This window comes from Salinivibrio sp. VYel1 (assembly GCF_009377945.1).
GTDB classification, from domain to species: domain Bacteria; phylum Pseudomonadota; class Gammaproteobacteria; order Enterobacterales; family Vibrionaceae; genus Salinivibrio; species Salinivibrio siamensis.
Map to the genome: position 1 here is coordinate 77130 of NZ_RSAM01000006.1, position 20578 is coordinate 97707.

A 20578-nucleotide genomic window follows, 5' to 3' on the forward strand; every position below is an offset into this window, starting at 1 on the left:
TTAGCGACGCATTGACCACAATATGTGATCTGCGTTTTCATGCGCGCTCGGGCGCGGCGTCTAGGGTCGCTGCGTCGTCAGTGTGCGCGTTCTGTGCTGGCTCGACTTTGTCGACAAACCAACCCATGTAGCTAGTTACGATAGTTACAGCGATACAAACAAAGCTTAGCCACATAAACGGCGCATACGACAAGGTGGCGACCCCTAAGATGCTTGCCATATAAATGCCGTTGTCACTCCAAGGCACCATCCCGGATGTCAAGGTACCACCGAACTCGGCGTTACGGGATAAGTTCTTGCGCTGATAACCCAAGCGGTCGTAGTTTTTCGCACAGATTTTGGGGGTTAAGATCAGTGATACATACATCGCTGAGCCAAAAATGTTCCCCATAAAGGCCGTACCAATGGTGGAGGTGGCCAAGCTTCCAGCACTATTGACGCGGCGCTCAAAGAGATTAGCGATGGTATGGAGTACGCCCACTTTTTCCAACAAGCCACCGAAACCGAGACCAAACACAATCACGGCCACAGAACCAAGCATGGATGACATACCGCCGCGATTGAGAATGGCATCAATGAAATCCACTCCTGACGCGACAGAGAAGGGGGCCCAGGCGGTATTAATCGCCGCAACAGGGGCCATGTCTTGCAGCATGACTGCCCACACCACGCCCAGTAACGAGCCAAAGCTGATCACCGGGAAGGATGGAAGGCGCATGGCGAGCAGGGCAAGGACAATGAGGACAGGAATAAATGACATCGGGGTGATGACAAACTGATCTTGCATCGCTTGTTTCACCATTTCTACCTGGCTCATATCCACATTGCCGGCATAGTGCCAGCCAACAAGGGTAAACAGAATGCCGGTAATGATGTAGCTGATAAGCGCAATCGGAAGCATGCCTTTAATATGCTCGACAATTTCCACCCCTGACATCGATGATGCCAGGATCACCGAATCAGACAGCGGAGACATTTTGTCACCGAAATAACACCCTGACAGCACCGCACCCGCAGTCATTGGCGCTGGAATGCCTAGGCCTTGACCAATGCCCATCATTGCAATCCCCGCAGTACCGGCTGCGCCCCAAGAGGTTCCTGTCGCCAAAGCGGTTAATGAGCAAATCAACATGGTCGCTAAAAGGAAGATAGAAGGGTGGATAGCTTTCAGACCATAATAAATGATGGTGGGGACAATGCCGCCTGCAATCCAGGTACCCACGAGAGCGCCCACGGACAGGAGGATTAACACCGCCCCAAGACCGTTGGAAATACCTTTGGTTGCTGCCGATTCAAGGTCTTTGTATTGGTGGCCTAATTTGAGCCCCAAGCCCATGATCACAAACCAGCCAATAAATAATGCCAGTTGGATGGGTAAATCGAGTTTTGCGGTAAACGAAAACGCGAGCGCCAAAAATGCACCAAGCGCCAGAATGACCTGAACGATGGATGGTAATCGAATTTGATGTGTTGTCATAACTGAACCTTCTTCACGTCGCACTCGGTGACAACCGATAGGGCGAACGTATCAATATCATTATCGGAAGGTGGATCGTCTGTGATTGCGCGACTACTCCCTGCGCGATTTAGCGATGCAACTAGCAACAACCAAACTCACATCACTGTCCGTGTGTCAGTATCCTTTGTTCCATTTGTGAGGCGTCATACTCTAGCTAACAGAACAATGAGATGGGAAACATTTTTGTCGCTTATGTGAGTCGAACGCGAGCGAGGTTAATGGCCATTGCTATATGTTGTTTCATCGTGTCTTTAAGGTTAATTATCTGTTTTATATTGATGATTTTTATGTGTATGAGGGCAGTGTTTTTCGACGTATGTACGTTAAACCAAGTAAGGGATCAGTGACGGAATGTTTAAGAAATGGTGGATAATTGAGCAGAAAAAGGGGCTAACCTGACGACTGAGAAAAGACGTGTTAGTATCAAAAACGTTTTTTCACTGACTGTCGAACTTTATACGACGGTCACACAACATGGAGTGTGAAAATTATGATGCGAGTAGGTTTAGTTGGCTGGCGTGGCATGGTGGGATCTGTGCTGATGCAGCGTATGGTAGAAGAAAAAGATTTCGACCATATCGAACCTGTCTTTTTTAGTACCTCTCAAGTGGGTATCGACGCACCTAACTACGGTAAGGATGCGGGCACGCTAAAAGACGCTTACGACATTGAGATGCTAAAAACCCTCGATGCTATTATCACCTGCCAAGGCGGAGACTACACCAACGATGTTTACGCAAAGCTGCGTGAATCAGGTTGGAAAGGCTATTGGATTGATGCGGCGTCATCACTACGAATGGCAGATGATAGTATCATCACCTTGGATCCGATTAACTTCAAACAAATCCAAGCGGGAATTCATAAAGGCACGCGCACCTTTGTTGGTGGTAACTGCACCGTGAGTTTGATGCTGATGGGCTTGGGTGGCCTATACCAAAATGGCCTAGTCGAGTGGATGACCGCCCAGACTTATCAAGCTGCGTCAGGCTCAGGCGCCAAGCACATGCGCGAGCTGATCAGCCAAATGGGCGTGATTAATGATGCTGTCAACACTGATTTGGCCAGCCCTGCCACTTCTATCTTGGACATTGACCGCAAAGTTGCGCAAACCATGCGCTCGAGTGACTTCCCAAGTGACAACTTTGGCGTGCCGCTTGCCGGTTCACTGATCCCTTGGATTGACGTGAAGCGCGAAAATGGTCAGAGCAAGGAAGAGTGGAAAGCCTCGGTTGAAACCAATAAAATCTTGGGGTTAGACAATAACCCAATCCCTATCGACGGTACGTGCGTTCGCGTGGGAGCGATGCGCTGTCATAGCCAGGCATTGACCATTAAGCTGAAAAAAGCAGTGCCAATGGATGAAATTGAAGACATGATTGCATCTCATAACGACTGGGTCAGTGTTGTCCCTAATGAACGCGATGTGACCATGACGGATCTGAGCCCGGCGAAGGTGACAGGCACCATGTCTGTGCCTGTGGGTCGTTTGCGTAAACTGGCGATGGGTGACGATTTCCTTAATGCCTTTACCGTGGGTGACCAGCTGCTGTGGGGCGCGGCAGAGCCTCTACGTCGTACGTTGCGCATTATCTTGTCGGAAAAAGAGCAAGGCTAATGGCCGTGTAATAGCCACATTAAGCCGTCAACGGAGTTGGCGGCTTTTTTGTGTCCGATGTTCTGTATCGCTTAGTCCTAGCGTATCAAGCGTGCATAAAAAAGGAGGCGATAGACGCCCCCTTAACTTCACGCTTTTTCGTAAGCTGACTTAACCTGCGAAGTTTTTCGCAACAAAGTCCCAGTTGACCAACTTCCAGAAAGCAGCCAGATAGTCTGGACGCACGTTGCGATAGTCGATGTAGTAAGCGTGCTCCCACACGTCCACGGTCAGTAGTGGCGTTTCACCGTCGTGAGTCAGTGGGGTTTCAGCGTTTGATGTGTTGACGATCGCCACTGAACCATCTGCTTTTTTCACCAGCCACGTCCAGCCTGAGCCGAAGTTAGTGACCGCGGCGTTGGTGAACTGAGTTTTAAACTCGTCAAAAGAGCCAAAGGCTTTAGTAATTGCCTCTGCAACGTCACCAGTAGGCTCGCCGCCACCGTTAGGGCTTAGGCAGTGCCAGTAGAAGGTGTGGTTCCACACTTGCGCAGCATTGTTAAATACACCGCCTGAAGAGGTTTTGATGATCTCTTCCAGTGATTTACCTTCAAAGTCAGTGCCTTCAATCAGACCATTAAGCTTCACCACATAGGTGTTGTGGTGCTTGTCATAGTGATAGTCCAGCGTCTCTTTTGAGATATGTGGCTCTAGCGCATCTTTTGCGAAAGGGAGTTCAGGTAGTTGGAATGACATTGCTTATATCTCCGTTTTTATCGTGAGAGTGCTTCCTGTAGTCCATCACCGGCCGCTCAAGCGTGTCGTTTGTCATCAATGAGCACATCAACAACTCACCACCTAAGCATCGGGTGTGGCTACTATTTTCGTTTTGCTGAGTGTAGTTTAGCAAGTTTTTACTTTATTAAAAGGATCGCAGTAAAATTTTTATGCCTAATCCCACAAAAGATTTAGGCATTTTTTTCCGGCCTGTTAACCAGTAGAATCAAGGCAAGATTCACAGACAGTGTTCGAGGAAGCAATGGAAACAACGGACAAAATCAAGCAGCAAATCGAAGAAAATGCGATTCTGCTTTACATGAAAGGGTCGCCAAAACTGCCAAGCTGTGGTTTTTCTTCACAAGCCTCTCAAGCGCTTATGTCGTGTGGCGAGAAGTTTGCTTATGTAGATGTCTTACAAAACCCAGATATCCGCGCAGAGCTGCCTGTATACGCGCAGTGGCCGACCTTCCCTCAGCTTTGGATTGAAGGTGAATTGGTCGGCGGTTGTGACATCATTCTGGAAATGTTCCAAAAAGGTGAGCTACAGCCATTGGTCAAAGAAGCGGCTGAGCGCCGTGATGCGAGTGACAACGAATAACGCGGTTATTGATGTGACAAACATTGAAAAGCCACGTCCTGGACGTGGCTTTTTTGTATTCATCTATGTCTGACATTGCGCGTTACGTTTGTTTAGCGTACCCGCTCAGAGCACCATGGCCGCTAGCCAGCCAAACGCAATTAATGGCAAGTTGTAGTGAATAAAGGTGGGTACCACAGTATCCCAAATATGCTCGTGCTGACCGTCGGCATTCAGCCCCGATGTGGGACCCAAGGTGGAGTCAGATGCCGGCGAGCCCGCGTCGCCCAATGCGGCTGCCGTGCCTACCAAGGCAATCGTCGCCATCGGTGAAAAACCAAATGCCAGTGAGAGGGGGACATAAATAGTGGCAATAATGGGAATGGTTGAGAATGACGAGCCGATCCCCATGGTGACCAAAAGCCCCACCACTAACATTAAAAAGGCTGCAAGCGGCTTGTTCTCACCAATTGACCCCGATAGGGACGCGACCAAGGATTCGACGCCCCCCGTGGCTTTCATGACGGCAGCAAAGCCCGCGGCGGTGATCATGATAAAGCCAATCATCGCCATCATGTGCACCCCTTTGGTAAACACATCCTGGGTGTCTTTCCAGCGGATCACGCCACCAAAGGTAAACACCATAAAACCAGCCAACGAGCCCACAATCATTGAGCCTGCCATTAGTTGCACGCTTAATGCGGCGACAATGGCAATCGCGGCGACCCACAAGTTGCGCGATTGAATGCCTTGGTTTTCCGGCTCAGCGCTCAAGACGTCTTTTTCACTGTATTGGCGCGGCTGACGGTAGCTAATAAAGGTGGCGATCAACAGGCCAACCACCATACCCGCTGCAGGCAATAACATGGCGGTAGGAACCTGGCTCGCGACCACATCTAAGCCATTGTCATTGAGGTTTTTGAGCAAAATGTTGTTCAAAAAGATGCCGCCAAAGCCGACCGGTAACACCATATACGGCATGATTAAGCCAAAGGTGAGTACACAGGCGACCAGACGACGGTCGAGCTTTAGGCGTTGGAACACATGCAATAGTGGGGGGATCACGATAGGGATAAAGGCAATGTGGACCGGAATCGCATTTTGCGACGAAATCGCTAACAGCCCTAAAAGGACTAAAACAACATATTTAAAGGTGGCGGTGTTGGCATCGGTTGGACGCGCGTTTAACTTGCGGATCACCGAGTGCGCAAGCACATCCGTGATCCCAGAACGGCTGATAGCGACCGCAAAGGTGCCGAGCATCGCATAGCTCAGGGCAATGGTGGCGCCGCCACCCAGTCCGCCCTCAAAGGCACTAATGGTGTCGGAAATACTAAGACCACCGACCAAGCCACCAAGGACGGCGCTGAACGTGAGCGCGACAACGACATTTACACGCATAAGCGCCAATGCCAGCATGACGCAGACTGAAATGACTACCGGGTTCATTAAACATTCCTGTTATGGGTGTGGTGACTGCAGCTTCACTGCAGTAATTATCTATGGTTTTGTAATTAAGCTACCCAGTTTGCGCAAAATTTTGTCTGTGTCGAGGGGTAATCGGTTTTTTTTGGTTACTTTCTTTCATGCTTGTCAGCGTTGCTGAAAGTCGCGACCAGTAAAGTAGGCAAAAAGGGCGCGGCGGCGGCCCCAAGGATGGGTTCACGGCATGTCTGTGTGCGGGGCTTGGTCGCGTTATTCCATCATAGCGGCCAGCCATCGCTTTTAATGTCATTCAGGATGGGACAATAAGATCAAAAAAGCCGACCTTAATAGGCCGGCTCCTTGGGTTTAGGTTAAGCAGTCGGGATTAGAACAAGTAGTTCAGCTGCAAACCATAGATGTAGGCATCGCCACCGGCTGAAAAATCAGTATCTGATGGTTGTAAATCAGTTAAAGCTTCAGTACCACCGACTTGATCACCATCGAGGAAGGCAAACCCGGCATCGATAGAAAGGTTTTCATTAGCAGTATAAGTAGCACCTAAGCTCCACCACTGGCGGTCAGAGTCTGGGATGCTTAACGTACGTTTTTCCGCCGGTACTGGGCTCTCATCGTGAGCGTAACCAGCTCGGAATGCCCAATGCTCATCCATGGTGTAAGTGGCGCCTAACGCATAACGCCAGCTGTTATCCCAACCTTCGTCTTTTTGGAAGCAGGTGTTATCGCTACATTGAGAGCCGGTTGCTTTAAGCTCTTTTAGGCTATCCCAGCCGGTGTACATGGCGCTGTAATGGACGGCGAATTGTTGGTTTAACTGATGGAAACCCGAGAATTCGATGATTTCAGGTAGGTTAAGTTCTAACTCACCGTCAACGGTTGAGCCCGGGACGCCTGTTTTAGTGCCTGTGCCATCTGTGAACTTACCATCAAGCGTGACATCGGTTTGTGACCGATAGGTGAGACCAAAACGGTTATTTTCGTCCAATTCCCAAAGAGTGCCGAGATTCCAGCCAAAACCCCAACCATCGCCGGTTAGTTTTGCCGCCTGATCGGTTGCAGATGCTCCTCCCAATGCCCCTTTTTGACGTTTTAGCTCTGCATCAGCATAAATAGCACTGATCCCCGCACCAATACTCCACTGATCATTAAGCTTGTAGGCAATATTCGGGTTGAAATTCATGGTCACCAGTTCGGTTGACCCTGCAATGGACCCCGCGTAAAAGTCTTTTGGATAGTCGGTGGATAGACCAAAATTAGAGAAGGCAGAGAAGCCCACGGCTAATTTGTCATCAATCGGCTGAATAATATGAATATTAGGCACATACTCAGTCGGCGCAATATCTTTTGCGTCCGTTGTGAGTGGTGAGGTTGCCTCCACATCCGCATGCACATCTGGGTCAATGATGCTTAAGCCGCCCGAGAAAGCGGTGGTGTTAAAACGGGTTAGGGCAGCGGCGTTACGTGCGCCCACTGCGGCATTATCTGCGATAGCGGCTTCACCGGCAAAAGCACGCCCCAAACCGGATACCGAGGTTTCTGATACTTGGAAGCCGGCACTGTGTGCTTGCACGGCTAACAAAGATAAACTGGTTGCCACTAGCGATTTCTTAAATAGTGATGACATAACGCGCCTCACTCCTTTGTTAATTAGCTTCTTGTTCTTTGGGGCCGCCGCTTCAGTGCCCATCTTACGTGGGCGTGAGAAGTGGTCGGATGTTCTACAGGTTCAATAGTGGCACCAATTTCACGTTTGTTAAAGGTTGGTTTCAAAACGGGTAACACAATATTTCACCTGGTTGGGCTGACAATGTTTCTATCAGTTGTTTTAAGTAAATACTCTATTTGAGTTATACCTATGCTCAGCCCCTATTTAACGTGATTTTCACACTCGTTTTTTGTCGCTCACTCCTTATGTGCCTGTTTAATAGTGGTTAGTCTGATAACGAAATAAAGACCAAAATAAGATCACAAAAATGTGACCGCAAACAAATTGTTAACAACTATAAGCTGAACTTTTTGTGGTTTGTGAACACGTTTGGCGTCAAGCATGCAGGGTCGGTAGCAACGCAAAGGTTGCGTTGCTACCGACCTGACTGTGCGTATACGGTCTTTACACCAGCGTGATTAGGTAGAGGGGGACGCTGTGCTCTCCGAGGTGGAAGGCAGGGGCCAACCGCCCAAGCGTTTCCAACGATTGACGATTTCACAGAATAGCTCAGCGGTACGCTCGGTATCATAGAGCGCACTGTGCGCCTCTTTATTATCGAACGGGATTTGCGCCGTTTGGCAAGCTTTCGCCAACACGGTTTGACCGAGCGCCAGTCCGCTCAGGGCGGCGGTATCAAAGGTGGCGAAAGGATGGAACGGGTTACGTTTTAATTGCGCCCGCTCGGCGGCGGCCATCACAAAGCTGTGATCGAAATTAGCATTGTGGGCGACCATAATGGTGCGTTGGCATTCCGCTGCTTTTTGTTCTTTACGGATAAGCTTAAAGATTTCCCGCAAGGCCTCGCCTTCATCAACCGCGCCGCGTAGTGGGCTATAAGGGTCACGGATACCGGTGAACTCTAGGGCGGCGGGTTCAAGGTTAGCGCCCTCAAACGGGGTGACATGAAAGTGCAGCTTTTTGTCTGGCGATAGCCAGCCTTGCTCGTCCATTTTTAAGGTGACAGCACAAATCTCTAGCAGTGCATCGGTTTGGGCATTGAAGCCGGCTGTCTCAACGTCGACAACGACAGGGAAATAACCACGGAATCGGGCTTTGAGACTATTTGGATCACTTGCTTGGCTCATGCTGATGTCACTTTACGAATAATAAGAAAAGGGTGATTATCGCAAATAGTGGCGTTAAGCTAAAGTCGGCGTGTAACGTGTCGATAACTTTATAACCATTTGTTTGTGTCTAAGCCATGTTTTGGTCACTGCAGCAGCGGTGACTCGCGCAACCTTTCAAGCAGTAAACTGTGCGTGAAGACAGAATCACGCGACGTACGGAGTCTGTAATGGCGTTTTGTCCTGTTGATTTAATGAAATGGCGCTTTATCCCAGTGGTGGTGTCATGTGTTGCTCTTCTTTTGCCCAACCAGGCGTCTGCTAACAAGCAATACGTGGCATCGTTGGGGGAGTCGAGCTGGACCGTGACAATTGATACGCCCATTGAGTGCCGTCTAGAGCATGACGTGCCAGGGTACGGGCAAGCATCGTTCACATCACGAGCCAGTAAGGACATGAATCTCGATTTCTCACTCGATATGCAGCGGCCTATGGGTGAGACCGCGCAGGTGTCACTGCTTTCCATGCCCGCTGACTGGATGCCCGGAGAGCCGGCACGCTATATGGACCAACTCCAGTTCTTCAAACAATTTGATGGCTATGTGGGCGGTCAAACGGCTTGGGCGATGCTGAGCGAGCTAGAGGCGGGACGATTCCCCACGTTTAGCTTTAAAGACTGGCAGCGTCAGCAGCGACAGGTGGATGTGGCGTTATCGGCGGTGGCATTTGGCTCGCCATATAATGAATTTAGCCGGTGTCTGAATAAGTTATTGCCGTATGCGTTTGAGGACATTTCCTTTACCGTCTTGCGTTATCAAGAAAACAGCGATGAGTTGACCAAAGCAAGCCGCCAACGATTGACGCAGATAGCCGAGTTTGTTCGTTACAGCGATGATATCGATTTGGTGCTAGTGGCGACCTACTCTGATGCGCGTGGCACCCGTGAAGCCAATCAGCAAATGTCAGAGCGACGAGCGAAGAAATTGCGCGACTACTTTACCTCGCTGGGCTTACCTGAAGATCGGATTACCGTTGAGGCTTATGGCGAACGCCGTCCGATTGCTGACAACGACGACCCAATTGGGCGCAGTAAAAACCGCCGTGTGGTGATTTCGTTAGGAAGAACCTTGTTATAGGCGACAGCCACAGAGGTTATCACAGACAGTGTATGCCTCCGATACAACATAGACAGCACGAAAAAGCCCGGCATCGAATGCCGGGCTTATTTTTGTGACGTGTCTTGCTGTGTTAGCCGTTCAACCCCGCAGAGGCACTTTTGTTTTGGATAAGCTCCAATTTGTAGCCATCAGGGTCAGTCACGAAGGCGATTTCAGTACTACCGCCTTTGACAGGGCCTGGCTCGCGGGTGATATTGCCGCCCGCTTGACGAATTTGATCGCAGGTCGCGTAAACATCATCCACACCGATCGCGATATGGCCAAAGGCGTTACCGTGATCGTACTCGCTTTCGCCCCAGTTGTAGGTCAGCTCAATCACGGCGCCTTCTGATTCATCGCTATAGCCGACAAACGCCAAGCTATATTTGTACTGCTCGTTTTCATTGGTGCGTAACAAACGCATTCCCATTACTTCGGTATAAAACTTGATAGCACGGTCTAGATCACCGACGCGGATCATGGTGTGTAGAATTCTGCCGTTTGACATGACGTTGCTCCTTTTTGGCTTGCCAGTGCTCGCCGTTGACGGCGTTAGCTATCTGGATAAACTTTTTCTTTGTACTCACATAAATCTTCAATGATACAACTGCCACAGCGAGGTTTTCGTGCGAGGCAGGTGTAGCGTCCATGCAGAATTAGCCAGTGGTGCACATCGACCTTAAATTCTTTAGGCACCACCTTGATCAGTTTTTCTTCCACGTCATTGACGTTTTTACCCATCGCGAACTTGGTACGATTGGACACGCGAAAAATATGGGTATCCACGGCGATAGTGGGCCAACCAAACGCGGTGTTGAGTACCACATTGGCGGTTTTGCGTCCCACGCCGGGCAGGGCTTCTAGCGCCTCTCTACTTTCTGGTACCTCGCCATGGTGTTGTTCAATCAAGGCGCGGCAGGTTTTAATCACGTTTTCCGCTTTGGAATTGAATAAGCCAATATTTTTGATATATGACTTCACCCCATCCACGCCCAATGCCAGTAGCCCTTCGGGCGTATTGGCCACCGGATACAGCTTATCGGTGGCTTTATTGACACTCACATCGGTCGCTTGCGCAGACAGTAACACCGCGATCAATAACTCGAAAGGGGTTGACCAATTGAGCTCCGTTTGCGGATTCGGGTTGTTATCGCGCAGGCGCTCCAGAATTTGTCGTCGTTTTTCTTTATTCATTTACCCTATCCTGTGGATCATTGATTACCCGTCACCCGTGCGCGCTCAATCACCGGCTTGTCGTCTTTTTCTGTTTTACTGGCAAGGTGTGTATCAATGATGTTCTTCAACGCGATAAGAAAGCCGACCGCGAGAAACGCGCCCGGTGGTAATATGGCTAACAGAAACTTGGTGTCGAATTGAAAAATCTCAATCCTAAGCGCGGCAGCCCAGTCGCCGAGCAAAAGGTCGGCACCATCAAACAAGGTGCCATTGCCGATAATTTCGCGAATAGCCCCTAATATCACCAAGGCTACTGTCATACCGGTGCCCATCCAAAAACCATCACTCACCGACAAGCCGACAGGGTTTTTAGAGGCAAAGGCTTCGGCGCGGCCGATGATGATACAGTTGGTGACAATCAATGGGATAAAAATACCGAGCGATTGATAAAGGCCGTAAGCATACGCGTTCATGACCAGTTGCACGCAGGTCACCAGTGAAGCAATCACCATCACGAAAATAGGAATGCGCACTTCTTTGGGTACCCAGTCCCTAATCAGTGACACAATCAAATTGGAGCCGACGAGTACGGCCAAGGTCGCGATCCCAAGGCCAAGTGCATTGGTGACGGTAGCGGATACCGCCAACAGTGGGCACAAACCTAGTAGCTGCACAAACGCTGGGTTATTACTCCATAAGCCATTTTTCATTAGCTCTTTGTGGGCGCTGTTCATGACGCTCCTCCGCAATTAACCGGTTGGTTGATCAGCGCGTCTTGGTGTTGACTCACAAACCAAGCCGCTTTTTTGACGGCGCCGACAACCGCGCGCGGGGTAATGGTGGCGCCGGTAAACTGATCAAACTGCCCGCCGTCTTTTTTGACCGCCCAACGCGCATCGTCTTCGCTGGTGACGGTTTTGCCGCTAAAGCTACGGATCCAATCTGACACCCGCAAACTCACTTTATCTCCCAGTCCTGGGGTTTCGTTATGCTCGAGAACCCGCACACCCAGCACCTGATGGCTGGTCGCATCCATGCCAATTAATACCTTAATGGCACCATTGTAGCCATTAGGGGCAATAGCTTGAATAGCAACGGCAATGACCTCACCGCCTAGGGTGGCAACATAAAAAGGCTGGGCGTCATCGGTGCCCAGTGCATCCTTATTTTCGATAAGGCGGCAGCTTTGATGCAGCGGATTATCGTGCCTGTCTTCAGGGATCACCTGATTGAGCGCCTTTGATAATTGAATTTGCTGCTGCTCTTTAATGGTGTCTTCGGTCAGCGCGTGAGTGACCGCCACCAGTGCTGTCGACAAGAGGGCTGCGATTGCGAGAATGCCCCCATGTTTTTTTATAGTATCAATCATGACTTTGACTTCTTCTCCGCACGGTTTGTGGCATGCCCATACGTTCTTGGTTTGGTGTAATAATCAATCAATGGAACGCACAAGTTGGCAATGATCACCGCAAACGCGACACCATCTGGGTAGCCGCCCCAAGTGCGGATTAAATACACCAACACCCCAATCAGGCCACCAAACCATAAGCGGCCACGGTCGGTGGTGGAGGCCGACACCGGATCGGTGGCGATAAAAAACGCCCCGAGCATGGTCGCGCCAGACAACAAATGAATCAGGGGCGACGCGAGTTGATCCGGTGCGACCAAGTGGCCGAGTAATGAACAAGCAAACAAGGCGACGAGTACCGCGACAGGAATATGCCAATTGATAATGCCACGTTGGATAAGCACCAAACCACCGAGTAGGTAAAGCGTGTTTACCCAAGCCCAACCTTTACCGCCTAGCACTGAGAAAATGGGCTGTTGCAAGGCTTCACTGACGGTTTGACCGCCTGCGAGCGCAGTTTTAATGGTATCCAGAGGCGTCGCCATGGTGGCGCCATCCACGGTCATACGCAATTGGTTGACACTAAAACCATCTAAGGTATAGCCGCCAAAAATCGCCGCGAGGGTATCGGTAATGGTCAAACTATGGGTGGCGAGACTCTCGGGCGGTAACCAGGTGGTCATTTGCACCGGAAAAGCGATGAGGAGTACCACATAGCCAACCATGGCTGGATTGAAGAGGTTCTGTCCTAATCCGCCATAGATATGCTTGGCAACAATAATAGAAAACGCGGTACCAATGACGATCACCCACCAAGGCGCCATCGGTGGGATCGCGACGGCCAATAAAAACGCTGTGAGTAGGGCGCTATTATCGCGAAGGTAAGCCATCACGGGGCGATGACGTAATCGCATGACCAATGCTTCGGTTGACCATGCCGTGATTACCGCCAAGGTTAATTGAACCAGCACGCCCCAGCCGAAGAAATACCACTGTGCGGCCAAACCGGGCAGGGCACAGAGAAGCACCGTCAGCATAATATGGCTGGTGGAACGTTTGTTGTGGGCGTGTGGTGAACTTGCAATGAAAAACGCCACGTGGGTTATTCCTTATCTTCTTGTGATTGTTGTGCGGCTTTACGCGCCTTAGCACGCGCGACGGCGGCTGCGACAGCGGCTTTTTTGTCGTTCGCTTCGTCGGTTGCAGTCGCGGTGTCTGCAGCGTCGGATGGCGTATCGGCAGCCGTCTCAGGTTGTGCCTTGGTGTCGCCTTGCTGGGCCGCTTTACGTGCTTTGGCACGGGCAACCGCGGCGGCGACTGCGGCTTTTTTATCGCCAGCGTCATCCGTTTGTGCCGTCGTGTTTTCTGCGGCGGATGATTGCTCGGCCGCCGGTGTTGGCTCTGCCTTGGCATCGCCTTGCTGGGCCGCTTTACGTGCTTTGGCACGGGCAACGGCGGCGGCGACAGCCGCTTTTTTATCGCCAGCATCATCCGCTTGTGCCGTCGTGTTTTCTGCGGCGGATGATTGCTCGGCCGCGGGTGTTGGCTCTGCCTTGGCATCGCTTTGCTGAGCGGCTTTACGTGCTTTGGCACGGGCAACGGCGGCGGCGACAGCCGCTTTTTTATCGCCAGCGTCATCCGTTTGTGCCGTCGTGTTTTCTGCGGCGGATGATTGCTCGGCCGCGGGTGTTGGCTCTGCCTTGGCATCGTTTTGCTGAGCCGCTTTGCGTGCTTTGGCACGGGCAACGGCTGCGGCGACTGCGTCTTTCTTGCCGTCTTGACTCTCGGTGCTGTCGGATGTTGCCTGTGAATCAGCAGCTGCTGAAGCTTTTTGCGCCTCTTTGGCCGCCTTACGCTCTCGCGCTTGACGCTTACGCTCTTCGCGCAATTTCATCATTTCACTGTTGTCTGGCTCATCACTGCCGGTTTTTGCCGCTTCGGCTTGTTTCGCTTTGGCCCGTGCGATCGCCGCCGCAACAGCAGGTTTGACATCACTCGATGCCGATTGCGCGGCTTTTTTCGCCTTCACGCGCTCTACCGCAGCGTTAAGGGCATCACCCGAGCCAGTGTTTTGTTGCGCCGCTTGCTTGCGACGCTCGGCCGCTTTGCGATGTTTTTCTTCTCGTTCCTGTTTTTCACGTTCCATTCGCGCTTTTTTGGCTTCAAAACGCTGACGTGCGCGCTCCGCGGCTTCTTTTTCCGCTTCAATTTCACGAATTTCTGCTTTGGCCTGGCGGTAGTATTGCACCAGTGGGATCTCACTCGGACACACATAGGCACAGGCGCCGCATTCAATACAATCGAAGAGATCATAGTCTTGGCACTTGTCGTAGTCCTGATCTTTGGCATACCACTGCAATTGTTGGGGCAACAGGTGAGCGGGACAAACATCGGCACAGGCACTGCAACGAATGCAGGCCATCTCTTGCTTGGCAGGCGCAATTTCCTTGCGCGTTGGCACCAGTACACAGTTAGTGGTTTTAGTCACAGGCACTTGTGTATGTGGGACGGTAAAGCCCATCATCGGGCCACCAATAATCACCCGAGACAGTTTTTTCTCAGCCTTGTAACCATGATGCGCCAACAATTCGCCAATTGGCGTACCAAGTAGTGCCCACCGGTTCTGCTGGGTTTTGAGTGTTTTCCCTGTCAAAGTAACCACACGCTTGATCAGCGGCTCGCCATCTAGCACGGCGCGTTTGATCGCATAAGTGGTCCCGATGTTTTGCATAAGCACACCAATACTGGCGGGAAAGGCTTTGGCTGGGACTTCTTTGCCGGTAATGATTTGAATCAGCTGCTTTTCACCGCCAGATGGGTACTTGGTAGGTACTACCTGGATGAGTATGTCCTCATCGACGGCTTTCACCGCTGCTTTAAGCGCAGCGATAGCCTCTGGCTTATTATCTTCAATGCCAATCACGGTCAGCTTAGGCTTAACAATGTGATTAAGAATTTGTACCCCTGCGATGATTTCATCGGCGCAATCTTGCATCAGCCGATCGTCGGCGGTGATATAAGGCTCACATTCTGCGGCGTTGATGATAAGTACTTCAGTACGCGCCAAGCCACTTTGCAGTTTTCTTGCGGTTGGAAAGCCAGCGCCTCCCATTCCAGCAATGCCCATAGAGCGGATATGATCGATCAATTGCTCTGGCGGCTGGGTTTGATAAGCCGGTAGGGCAGGTTTAGGTCCCCACTCATCTTTTCCATCGGGCTGAATCACCACGCAACGGTCGGACAAGCCTGAAGGATGCGCGATGGTTCTATCTTCGATGGCAATCACGGTGCCCGATGTCGGCGCATGTACCGGCACACATTGTTGAATATCCGTCTCAGTGAGGGCTTGCCCCGCGAATACCCGATCGCCCTGGCTCACGCATAATTTTCCCTTGCTGCCAATATGTTGCTTTAGCGGGATAACCAGCTCGGTAGGGAGTATCTTTTCTAAAATGGCGCCGTGATTCGACTGAGTTTTATGCTCAGGCGGGTGAATGCCGCCATGGAAATCCCAGATCTGGCCATGTTTTATTTGTTCTATAAGGCTGTCCATCAGGCGCGTGCTCTCTGACTCTCAGTGACATCTACAACGGGAATTTGTTCAAGCTTCCATTTCCAGGTTTCAGGGGTGTCCTGAACGGGGATCATTTCAATACAGTCGGTCGGACAGGGGGCAACACATAAATCACACCCAGTACAATCTTGCTCGATCACGGTATGCATCGCTTTGGTACTGCCGACAATCGCATCGACCGGACAGGCCTGAATGCACTTGGTGCAGCCGATGCAATCTTCTTCATGAATGAAGGCAACGGTTTTGATACTTTTTTCTTCATCGTGGGCGAGTTCGGTCGCTTCGACGCCCATCAAATCAGCCAAATTTTCAATCGTTTGCTGGCCACCTGGCGGACACTTGTTAATCTCGTCACCATTGGCAATGGCTTCGGCATAGGGGCGACAGCCAGGGTAACCGCATTGGCCACATTGCGTTTGCGGCAGAATGGCATCAATTTGATCGACAATCGGATCCGCCTCCACCTTAAAACGAATCGAGGCGAAACCTAGGATTGCACCGAATATGGCGGCGAGCGCGGCAAGCACAACCACCGCTATCACTATTCCACTCATGATAAAGTCACCAGTCCTGTAAAGCCCATAAAGGCGAGCGACATTAATCCTGCGGTAATCATTGCCACTGACGCGCCTTTGAAAGGCGCGGGTACGTCAGCGGCTGCAATACGCTCGCGCATTGCAGCGAATAAAACGAGAACCAGCGAGAAACCACAGGCCGCCCCAAAACCGTAAATAATCGATTCGATAAAGCTGTGCTGTTGTTTCACATTGAGCAAGGCCACCCCGAGTACCGCACAGTTTGAGGTAATCAAAGGTAGGAATACGCCCAATAGTCGGTGCAGTGTTGGACTGGTCTTATGCACCACCATTTCCGTAAACTGCACCACCACGGCAATCACTAAGATAAAGCTCAGTGTGCGCAGGTATCCGAGATCAAGTGGGATAAGAATATAGGTTTCAACCAGATACGAGCTCACTGATGCCAAGGTCAACACGAAGGTTGTGGCAAGCCCCATCCCAATTGCTGTTTCCAGTTTTTTTGATACGCCCATGAATGGACACAAGCCCAAAAACTCCACCAGTACGAAGTTATTGACCAATACTGTGCCCACCAGTAGCAACAAATACTCAGCCATGCTGTTTAATCATTTAATGTTTTTGTGATCTGCCTATTATCGACCTTTGAGGCGGCTATAACAACCGCCATCAAGCAGGGTTTTTGCTTGGTTCGCTGTAAGCTGTTAGTAACGCTTTACGCGCGCACCTTATTCTAGGGGTAGTGGCAGCATAGCGTGTTCGATCACGGTAAGAGTGTGTGATGAGATCACGGAGAAAGTAGGATAGGTCAAGGAGAAGAGAGACATAGAATTGGCTCCCCCAACTGGACTCGAACCAGTGACATACGGATTAACAGTCCGCCGTTCTACCAACTGAACTATGGGGGAATCGTGTCGCTATTGTGTTCTGTGATGTCTCAAGATAGTGGCTCCCCCTGCGGGATTGGACGGGGACGCCATGTAATGGACGCCTAGTCCTGCGACATATTCTGCGCAGCAGAACGGGTGCTCACTTTTGCAATGTCTATCTTATCTCAAGATAGTGGCTCCCCCTGCGGGATTCGAACCTGCGACATACGGATTAACAGTCCGCCGTTCTACCAACTGAACTAAGGGGGAATTGCCTTGAGAACGGGGCGAATGTTAGCGAGCACCTCGAAAGGTGTCAACTGATGAAAAGCAATAAAATCTGTCTTTTCAATCGACTGCTGAAAAGCTAGCCAGCGACGCTGATAAAAGCATCATAGTGGCGAGTGATTGAGCATAGAGGCTATTCTTTTCTTGACTTTTTACACGGCCGGTTATGAAAGGGCTCTCAGCGGTTACCCACAGATTCTGTGGATAACCATGTGTGTGGATCTTGATCAACTGATTATGTGACTGATTTTATACCAGCTTGACGCAGCCATTGTCGGCATGGGAATGACTGTAAGGTATTGATTTTTAGTGTTTGTGCTTTTTTTTAAACACAATCAGTTTGAAAAAAAAGATCGTGGATTATGCACAGGTCGCTATTTGTTCAACCCTTGAGTATCGGGGATAAAAAAGTGATAAGAGAGGATATTCAGCAGAAATACGCGCGAAAACGCATGATTTAGAGGCTTTATCTTTATTGCACTCTATGCGCTTTGCACTTGATTTGCTTCGTGCTCGATGCGTTTAGTGCTTTGTTCTAGCTTAGAGCTCGTCTTCGCTCAGAGCTGTCTTTGCTTAGAGCTTTGTTTTCGCTTGGACAAGCTGGCTGCAATGGCTGCATACCAAAAGAGGAACGATAGGTTACCTAGACACCTTCATGAGATCAAGCGTCCAAGACGAAAAAGATCGCAATTGGCAGTTTATCAGTAGTTAACCGCAATCGTTGACTCCGCAGGGCGAGTCAGGACAATAGACTTTTCGCGTTAGCGCCCCAAGCTGGACATCGTGGTCAGCCCCAAACAGGATAGGTTCATGAGTAAAACATTTACGCTGCATTCTGCTTTTAAACCATCAGGTGATCAGCCTGAGGCCATCCACCGCCTGTGTGAAGGGTTAGAGGCCGGTCTTGCCCACCAAACGCTGCTGGGGGTAACAGGGTCGGGAAAAACGTTCACCATGGCCAATGTCATTGCTGAACTTAATCGTCCGACGATGATATTGGCTCCCAATAAAACATTGGCGGCGCAGCTTTATGGGGAGATGCGCGAGTTTTTCCCTGACAATGCGGTGGAGTACTTTGTTTCTTACTACGATTATTATCAACCAGAGGCATATGTGCCTTCGACAGACACCTTCATAGAAAAAGATGCGTCGATTAATGATCACGTTGAGCAGATGCGTTTGTCGGCGACAAAAGCGTTGATGGAACGCCGTGATGTGGTGATTGTGGCGTCGGTCTCTGCTATTTACGGCTTGGGTGACCCTGATTCGTATTTAAAAATGATGCTTCACATTCGCCGCGGTGACTTTTTAGACCAGCGTACCATTTTACAACGCCTCGCTGAGTTGCAATACACCCGCAATGATATGGCCTTTGAGCGCGGAACTTTTCGCGTTCGCGGTGAAGTCATCGATATCTTTCCGGCTGAATCGGACAAAGATGCCATACGGGTGGAGCTGTTTGACGACGAGGTGGAAACCATCAGCGTATTTGATCCCTTAACGGGGCAGGTGAGTGTCAAAGACATGCCTCGTTGCACCATCTACCCTAAGACGCACTATGTCACCCCACGAGAGCGTATTCTCGAAGCAGTGGAGCAGATAAAAACGGAGCTATCGGCACGTAAAAAAACACTGCTTGAGCATAATAAACTGCTGGAAGAGCAGCGCATCACACAGCGAACGCAGTTTGATATTGAGATGATGAATGAGCTGGGCTATTGCTCGGGTATCGAAAACTACTCGCGTTATTTGAGTGGTCGTGCAGAAGGCGAACCACCACCGACCTTGTTTGATTATTTACCCGCCGATGGACTGTTGATCATCGACGAGTCGCACGTCACGGTGTCGCAAATTGGTGCCATGTACAAAGGCGATCGCTCGCGTAAAGAGACCTTGGTGGACTATGGGTTTCGGCTGCCTTCAGCGTTGGATAACCGACCGCTAAAATTTGATGAGTTTGAGGCACTCGCGCCACAAACCGTGTATGTTTCCGCCACGCCGGGTAACTATGAAGCTGAGAAATCGGGCGCGGATATCATTGATCAAGTGGTGCGTCCAACGGGGCTTATCGATCCTGAAATAGAAGTGCGTCCGGTCGCGACTCAAGTGGATGACTTGCTCTCTGAGGTGCGTGCTCGTCGTGAGCGAGACGAGCGCGTGCTGGTGACGACCTTGACCAAGCGTATGGCAGAAGACTTAACCGAATACATGCAAGAGCATGATGTGCGAGTGCGTTACCTTCATTCTGATATTGATACGGTGGAGCGCATGGAAATTATTCGGGATCTCCGTCTTGGTGAGTTTGATGTCTTGGTCGGGATTAACTTGCTTCGTGAAGGGTTAGACATGCCTGAGGTGTCTTTGGTCGCGATTTTGGATGCGGATAAAGAAGGCTTTTTGCGCTCTGAACGTTCATTAATTCAAACCATTGGCCGTGCAGCACGTAACCTTCACGGTAAAGCGATTTTATATGGCGATTCGATCACCAAGTCGATGAAACGCGCCATTGATGAAACGGAGCGACGCCGGGCGAAGCAAATTGCACATAATGAGGCGCATGGTATCACGCCACAGAAACTGAATAAGAAAGTGATGGACGTGATGGAGATAGGCACGGGTAAACGGGGTAAAAGCGCGAAACCAGCAGTCAAATCGTTGCGTGCCGTTGCCGAGCCTGATGCGGACTATGCGTTGAAGTCACCACAACAAATTGATGCTGAAATCAAAAAACTGGAAAGTCAGATGTTTGAGGCAGCGCAGAACCTTGAGTTTGAAACCGCGGCACAATTGCGAGATCAGTTACAAGCGCTGCGCGAGCAGTTTATTGTAAACAGCTAATGGGATGAAAAAGCACCGCGTGAAGTAAAAAAAAGCCAACCTAAATGACAGGTTGGCTACAGTGTTTCAGTGAGTGAAAACTCACAAACAACGTCAGTTGGCTAGGT

The 20578-nt window shown here is 50.4% G+C and carries 17 protein-coding genes and 2 tRNA genes; 4 read left to right on the top strand and 15 right to left on the bottom strand.

The window, feature by feature from the left end:
- Positions 1-37: 37 nt before the first annotated feature.
- Positions 38-1477 (bottom strand): Na+/H+ antiporter NhaC, encoded by a 1440-nt coding sequence (nhaC, locus tag EHW58_RS07350; RefSeq protein ID WP_046075301.1) that lies wholly within the window; start codon positions 1475-1477, stop codon positions 38-40.
- A gap of 535 nt (positions 1478-2012) precedes the next feature.
- Here nhaC and asd point away from each other — a divergent pair.
- Positions 2013-3134: an aspartate-semialdehyde dehydrogenase gene (gene asd / locus EHW58_RS07355; RefSeq protein ID WP_102505349.1), complete on the top strand. Its 1122-nt coding sequence runs from the start codon at positions 2013-2015 to the stop codon at positions 3132-3134.
- Positions 3135-3284: 150 nt separating this feature from the next.
- On the opposite strand, the gene sodB is transcribed toward asd, so the two are convergent.
- Complete coding sequence (gene sodB, locus EHW58_RS07360) at positions 3285-3869, bottom strand: superoxide dismutase [Fe] (RefSeq protein WP_046075303.1); 585 nt, start codon at positions 3867-3869, stop codon at positions 3285-3287.
- 283 nt (positions 3870-4152) lie between these two features.
- On the opposite strand from sodB, the gene grxD reads away from it, so the two are divergent.
- The gene (gene grxD, locus EHW58_RS07365) at positions 4153-4491 is read left to right on the top strand and encodes a Grx4 family monothiol glutaredoxin (protein ID WP_046075304.1); all 339 of its coding nucleotides are present in this window, start codon (positions 4153-4155) and stop codon (positions 4489-4491) included.
- Positions 4492-4596: 105 nt separating this feature from the next.
- Here grxD and EHW58_RS07370 read toward each other — a convergent pair whose 3' ends face one another.
- The 3 genes from EHW58_RS07370 to rnt all read right to left on the bottom strand — a co-directional run bounded on the left by EHW58_RS07370 (position 4597) and on the right by rnt (position 8706).
- Positions 4597-5919, bottom strand: coding sequence for a Na+/H+ antiporter family protein (locus tag EHW58_RS07370; RefSeq protein ID WP_046075305.1), 1323 nt, complete (start codon positions 5917-5919; stop codon positions 4597-4599).
- A 361-nt stretch (positions 5920-6280) separates the two neighbouring features.
- Positions 6281-7537: a porin gene (locus EHW58_RS07375; RefSeq protein ID WP_152795698.1), complete on the bottom strand. Its 1257-nt coding sequence runs from the start codon at positions 7535-7537 to the stop codon at positions 6281-6283.
- Positions 7538-8037: 500 nt separating this feature from the next.
- On the bottom strand, positions 8038-8706 hold the full coding sequence (gene rnt / locus EHW58_RS07380) for a ribonuclease T (RefSeq protein ID WP_046075307.1): 669 nt from the start codon (positions 8704-8706) through the stop codon (positions 8038-8040).
- A gap of 233 nt (positions 8707-8939) precedes the next feature.
- Here rnt and EHW58_RS07385 point away from each other — a divergent pair, with 233 nt between their 5' ends.
- Positions 8940-9821: an OmpA family protein gene (locus EHW58_RS07385; protein ID WP_077606926.1), complete on the top strand. Its 882-nt coding sequence runs from the start codon at positions 8940-8942 to the stop codon at positions 9819-9821.
- Between the two features lie 112 nt (positions 9822-9933).
- On the opposite strand, the gene gloA is transcribed toward EHW58_RS07385, so the two are convergent.
- The 10 genes from gloA to EHW58_RS07435 form a co-directional block, all read right to left on the bottom strand.
- On the bottom strand, positions 9934-10350 hold the full coding sequence (gloA, locus tag EHW58_RS07390) for a lactoylglutathione lyase (RefSeq protein ID WP_046075308.1): 417 nt from the start codon (positions 10348-10350) through the stop codon (positions 9934-9936).
- Positions 10351-10394: 44 nt separating this feature from the next.
- Positions 10395-11036 carry an endonuclease III gene (nth, locus tag EHW58_RS07395; RefSeq protein WP_046075309.1) on the bottom strand — a complete coding sequence of 214 codons (642 nt, stop codon included), beginning with the start codon at positions 11034-11036 and terminating at the stop codon, positions 10395-10397.
- Between the two features lie 17 nt (positions 11037-11053).
- Positions 11054-11752 carry an electron transport complex subunit E gene (locus EHW58_RS07400; protein WP_152795700.1) on the bottom strand — a complete coding sequence of 233 codons (699 nt, stop codon included), beginning with the start codon at positions 11750-11752 and terminating at the stop codon, positions 11054-11056.
- Complete coding sequence (gene rsxG / locus EHW58_RS07405) at positions 11749-12387, bottom strand: electron transport complex subunit RsxG (protein ID WP_152795702.1); 639 nt, start codon at positions 12385-12387, stop codon at positions 11749-11751. Before rsxG ends, EHW58_RS07400 begins: the two co-directional genes overlap by 4 nt.
- Positions 12384-13463, bottom strand: a complete 1080-nt coding sequence (gene rsxD, locus EHW58_RS07410) for an electron transport complex subunit RsxD (RefSeq protein WP_172970020.1) — start codon at positions 13461-13463, stop codon at positions 12384-12386. The genes rsxG and rsxD overlap by 4 nt, the downstream gene beginning before the upstream one ends.
- Before the next feature lie 5 nt (positions 13464-13468).
- The gene (rsxC, locus tag EHW58_RS07415) at positions 13469-15919 is read right to left on the bottom strand and encodes an electron transport complex subunit RsxC (protein ID WP_152795704.1); all 2451 of its coding nucleotides are present in this window, start codon (positions 15917-15919) and stop codon (positions 13469-13471) included.
- Positions 15919-16494: an electron transport complex subunit RsxB gene (gene rsxB / locus EHW58_RS07420; protein WP_046075314.1), complete on the bottom strand. Its 576-nt coding sequence runs from the start codon at positions 16492-16494 to the stop codon at positions 15919-15921. The genes rsxC and rsxB overlap by 1 nt, the downstream gene beginning before the upstream one ends.
- A complete protein-coding gene (gene rsxA, locus EHW58_RS07425; protein ID WP_046075315.1) occupies positions 16491-17075 on the bottom strand; it encodes an electron transport complex subunit RsxA in 585 nt (194 codons plus the stop codon). The genes rsxB and rsxA overlap by 4 nt, the downstream gene beginning before the upstream one ends.
- Positions 17076-17308: 233 nt before the next feature.
- Positions 17309-17384, bottom strand: a tRNA-Asn gene (locus EHW58_RS07430).
- A gap of 155 nt (positions 17385-17539) precedes the next feature.
- Positions 17540-17615, bottom strand: a tRNA-Asn gene (locus EHW58_RS07435).
- Between the two features lie 828 nt (positions 17616-18443).
- Here EHW58_RS07435 and uvrB point away from each other — a divergent pair.
- Positions 18444-20471, top strand: a complete 2028-nt coding sequence (gene uvrB, locus EHW58_RS07440; RefSeq protein WP_046075316.1) for an excinuclease ABC subunit UvrB — start codon at positions 18444-18446, stop codon at positions 20469-20471.
- Positions 20472-20578 lie beyond the last annotated feature (107 nt).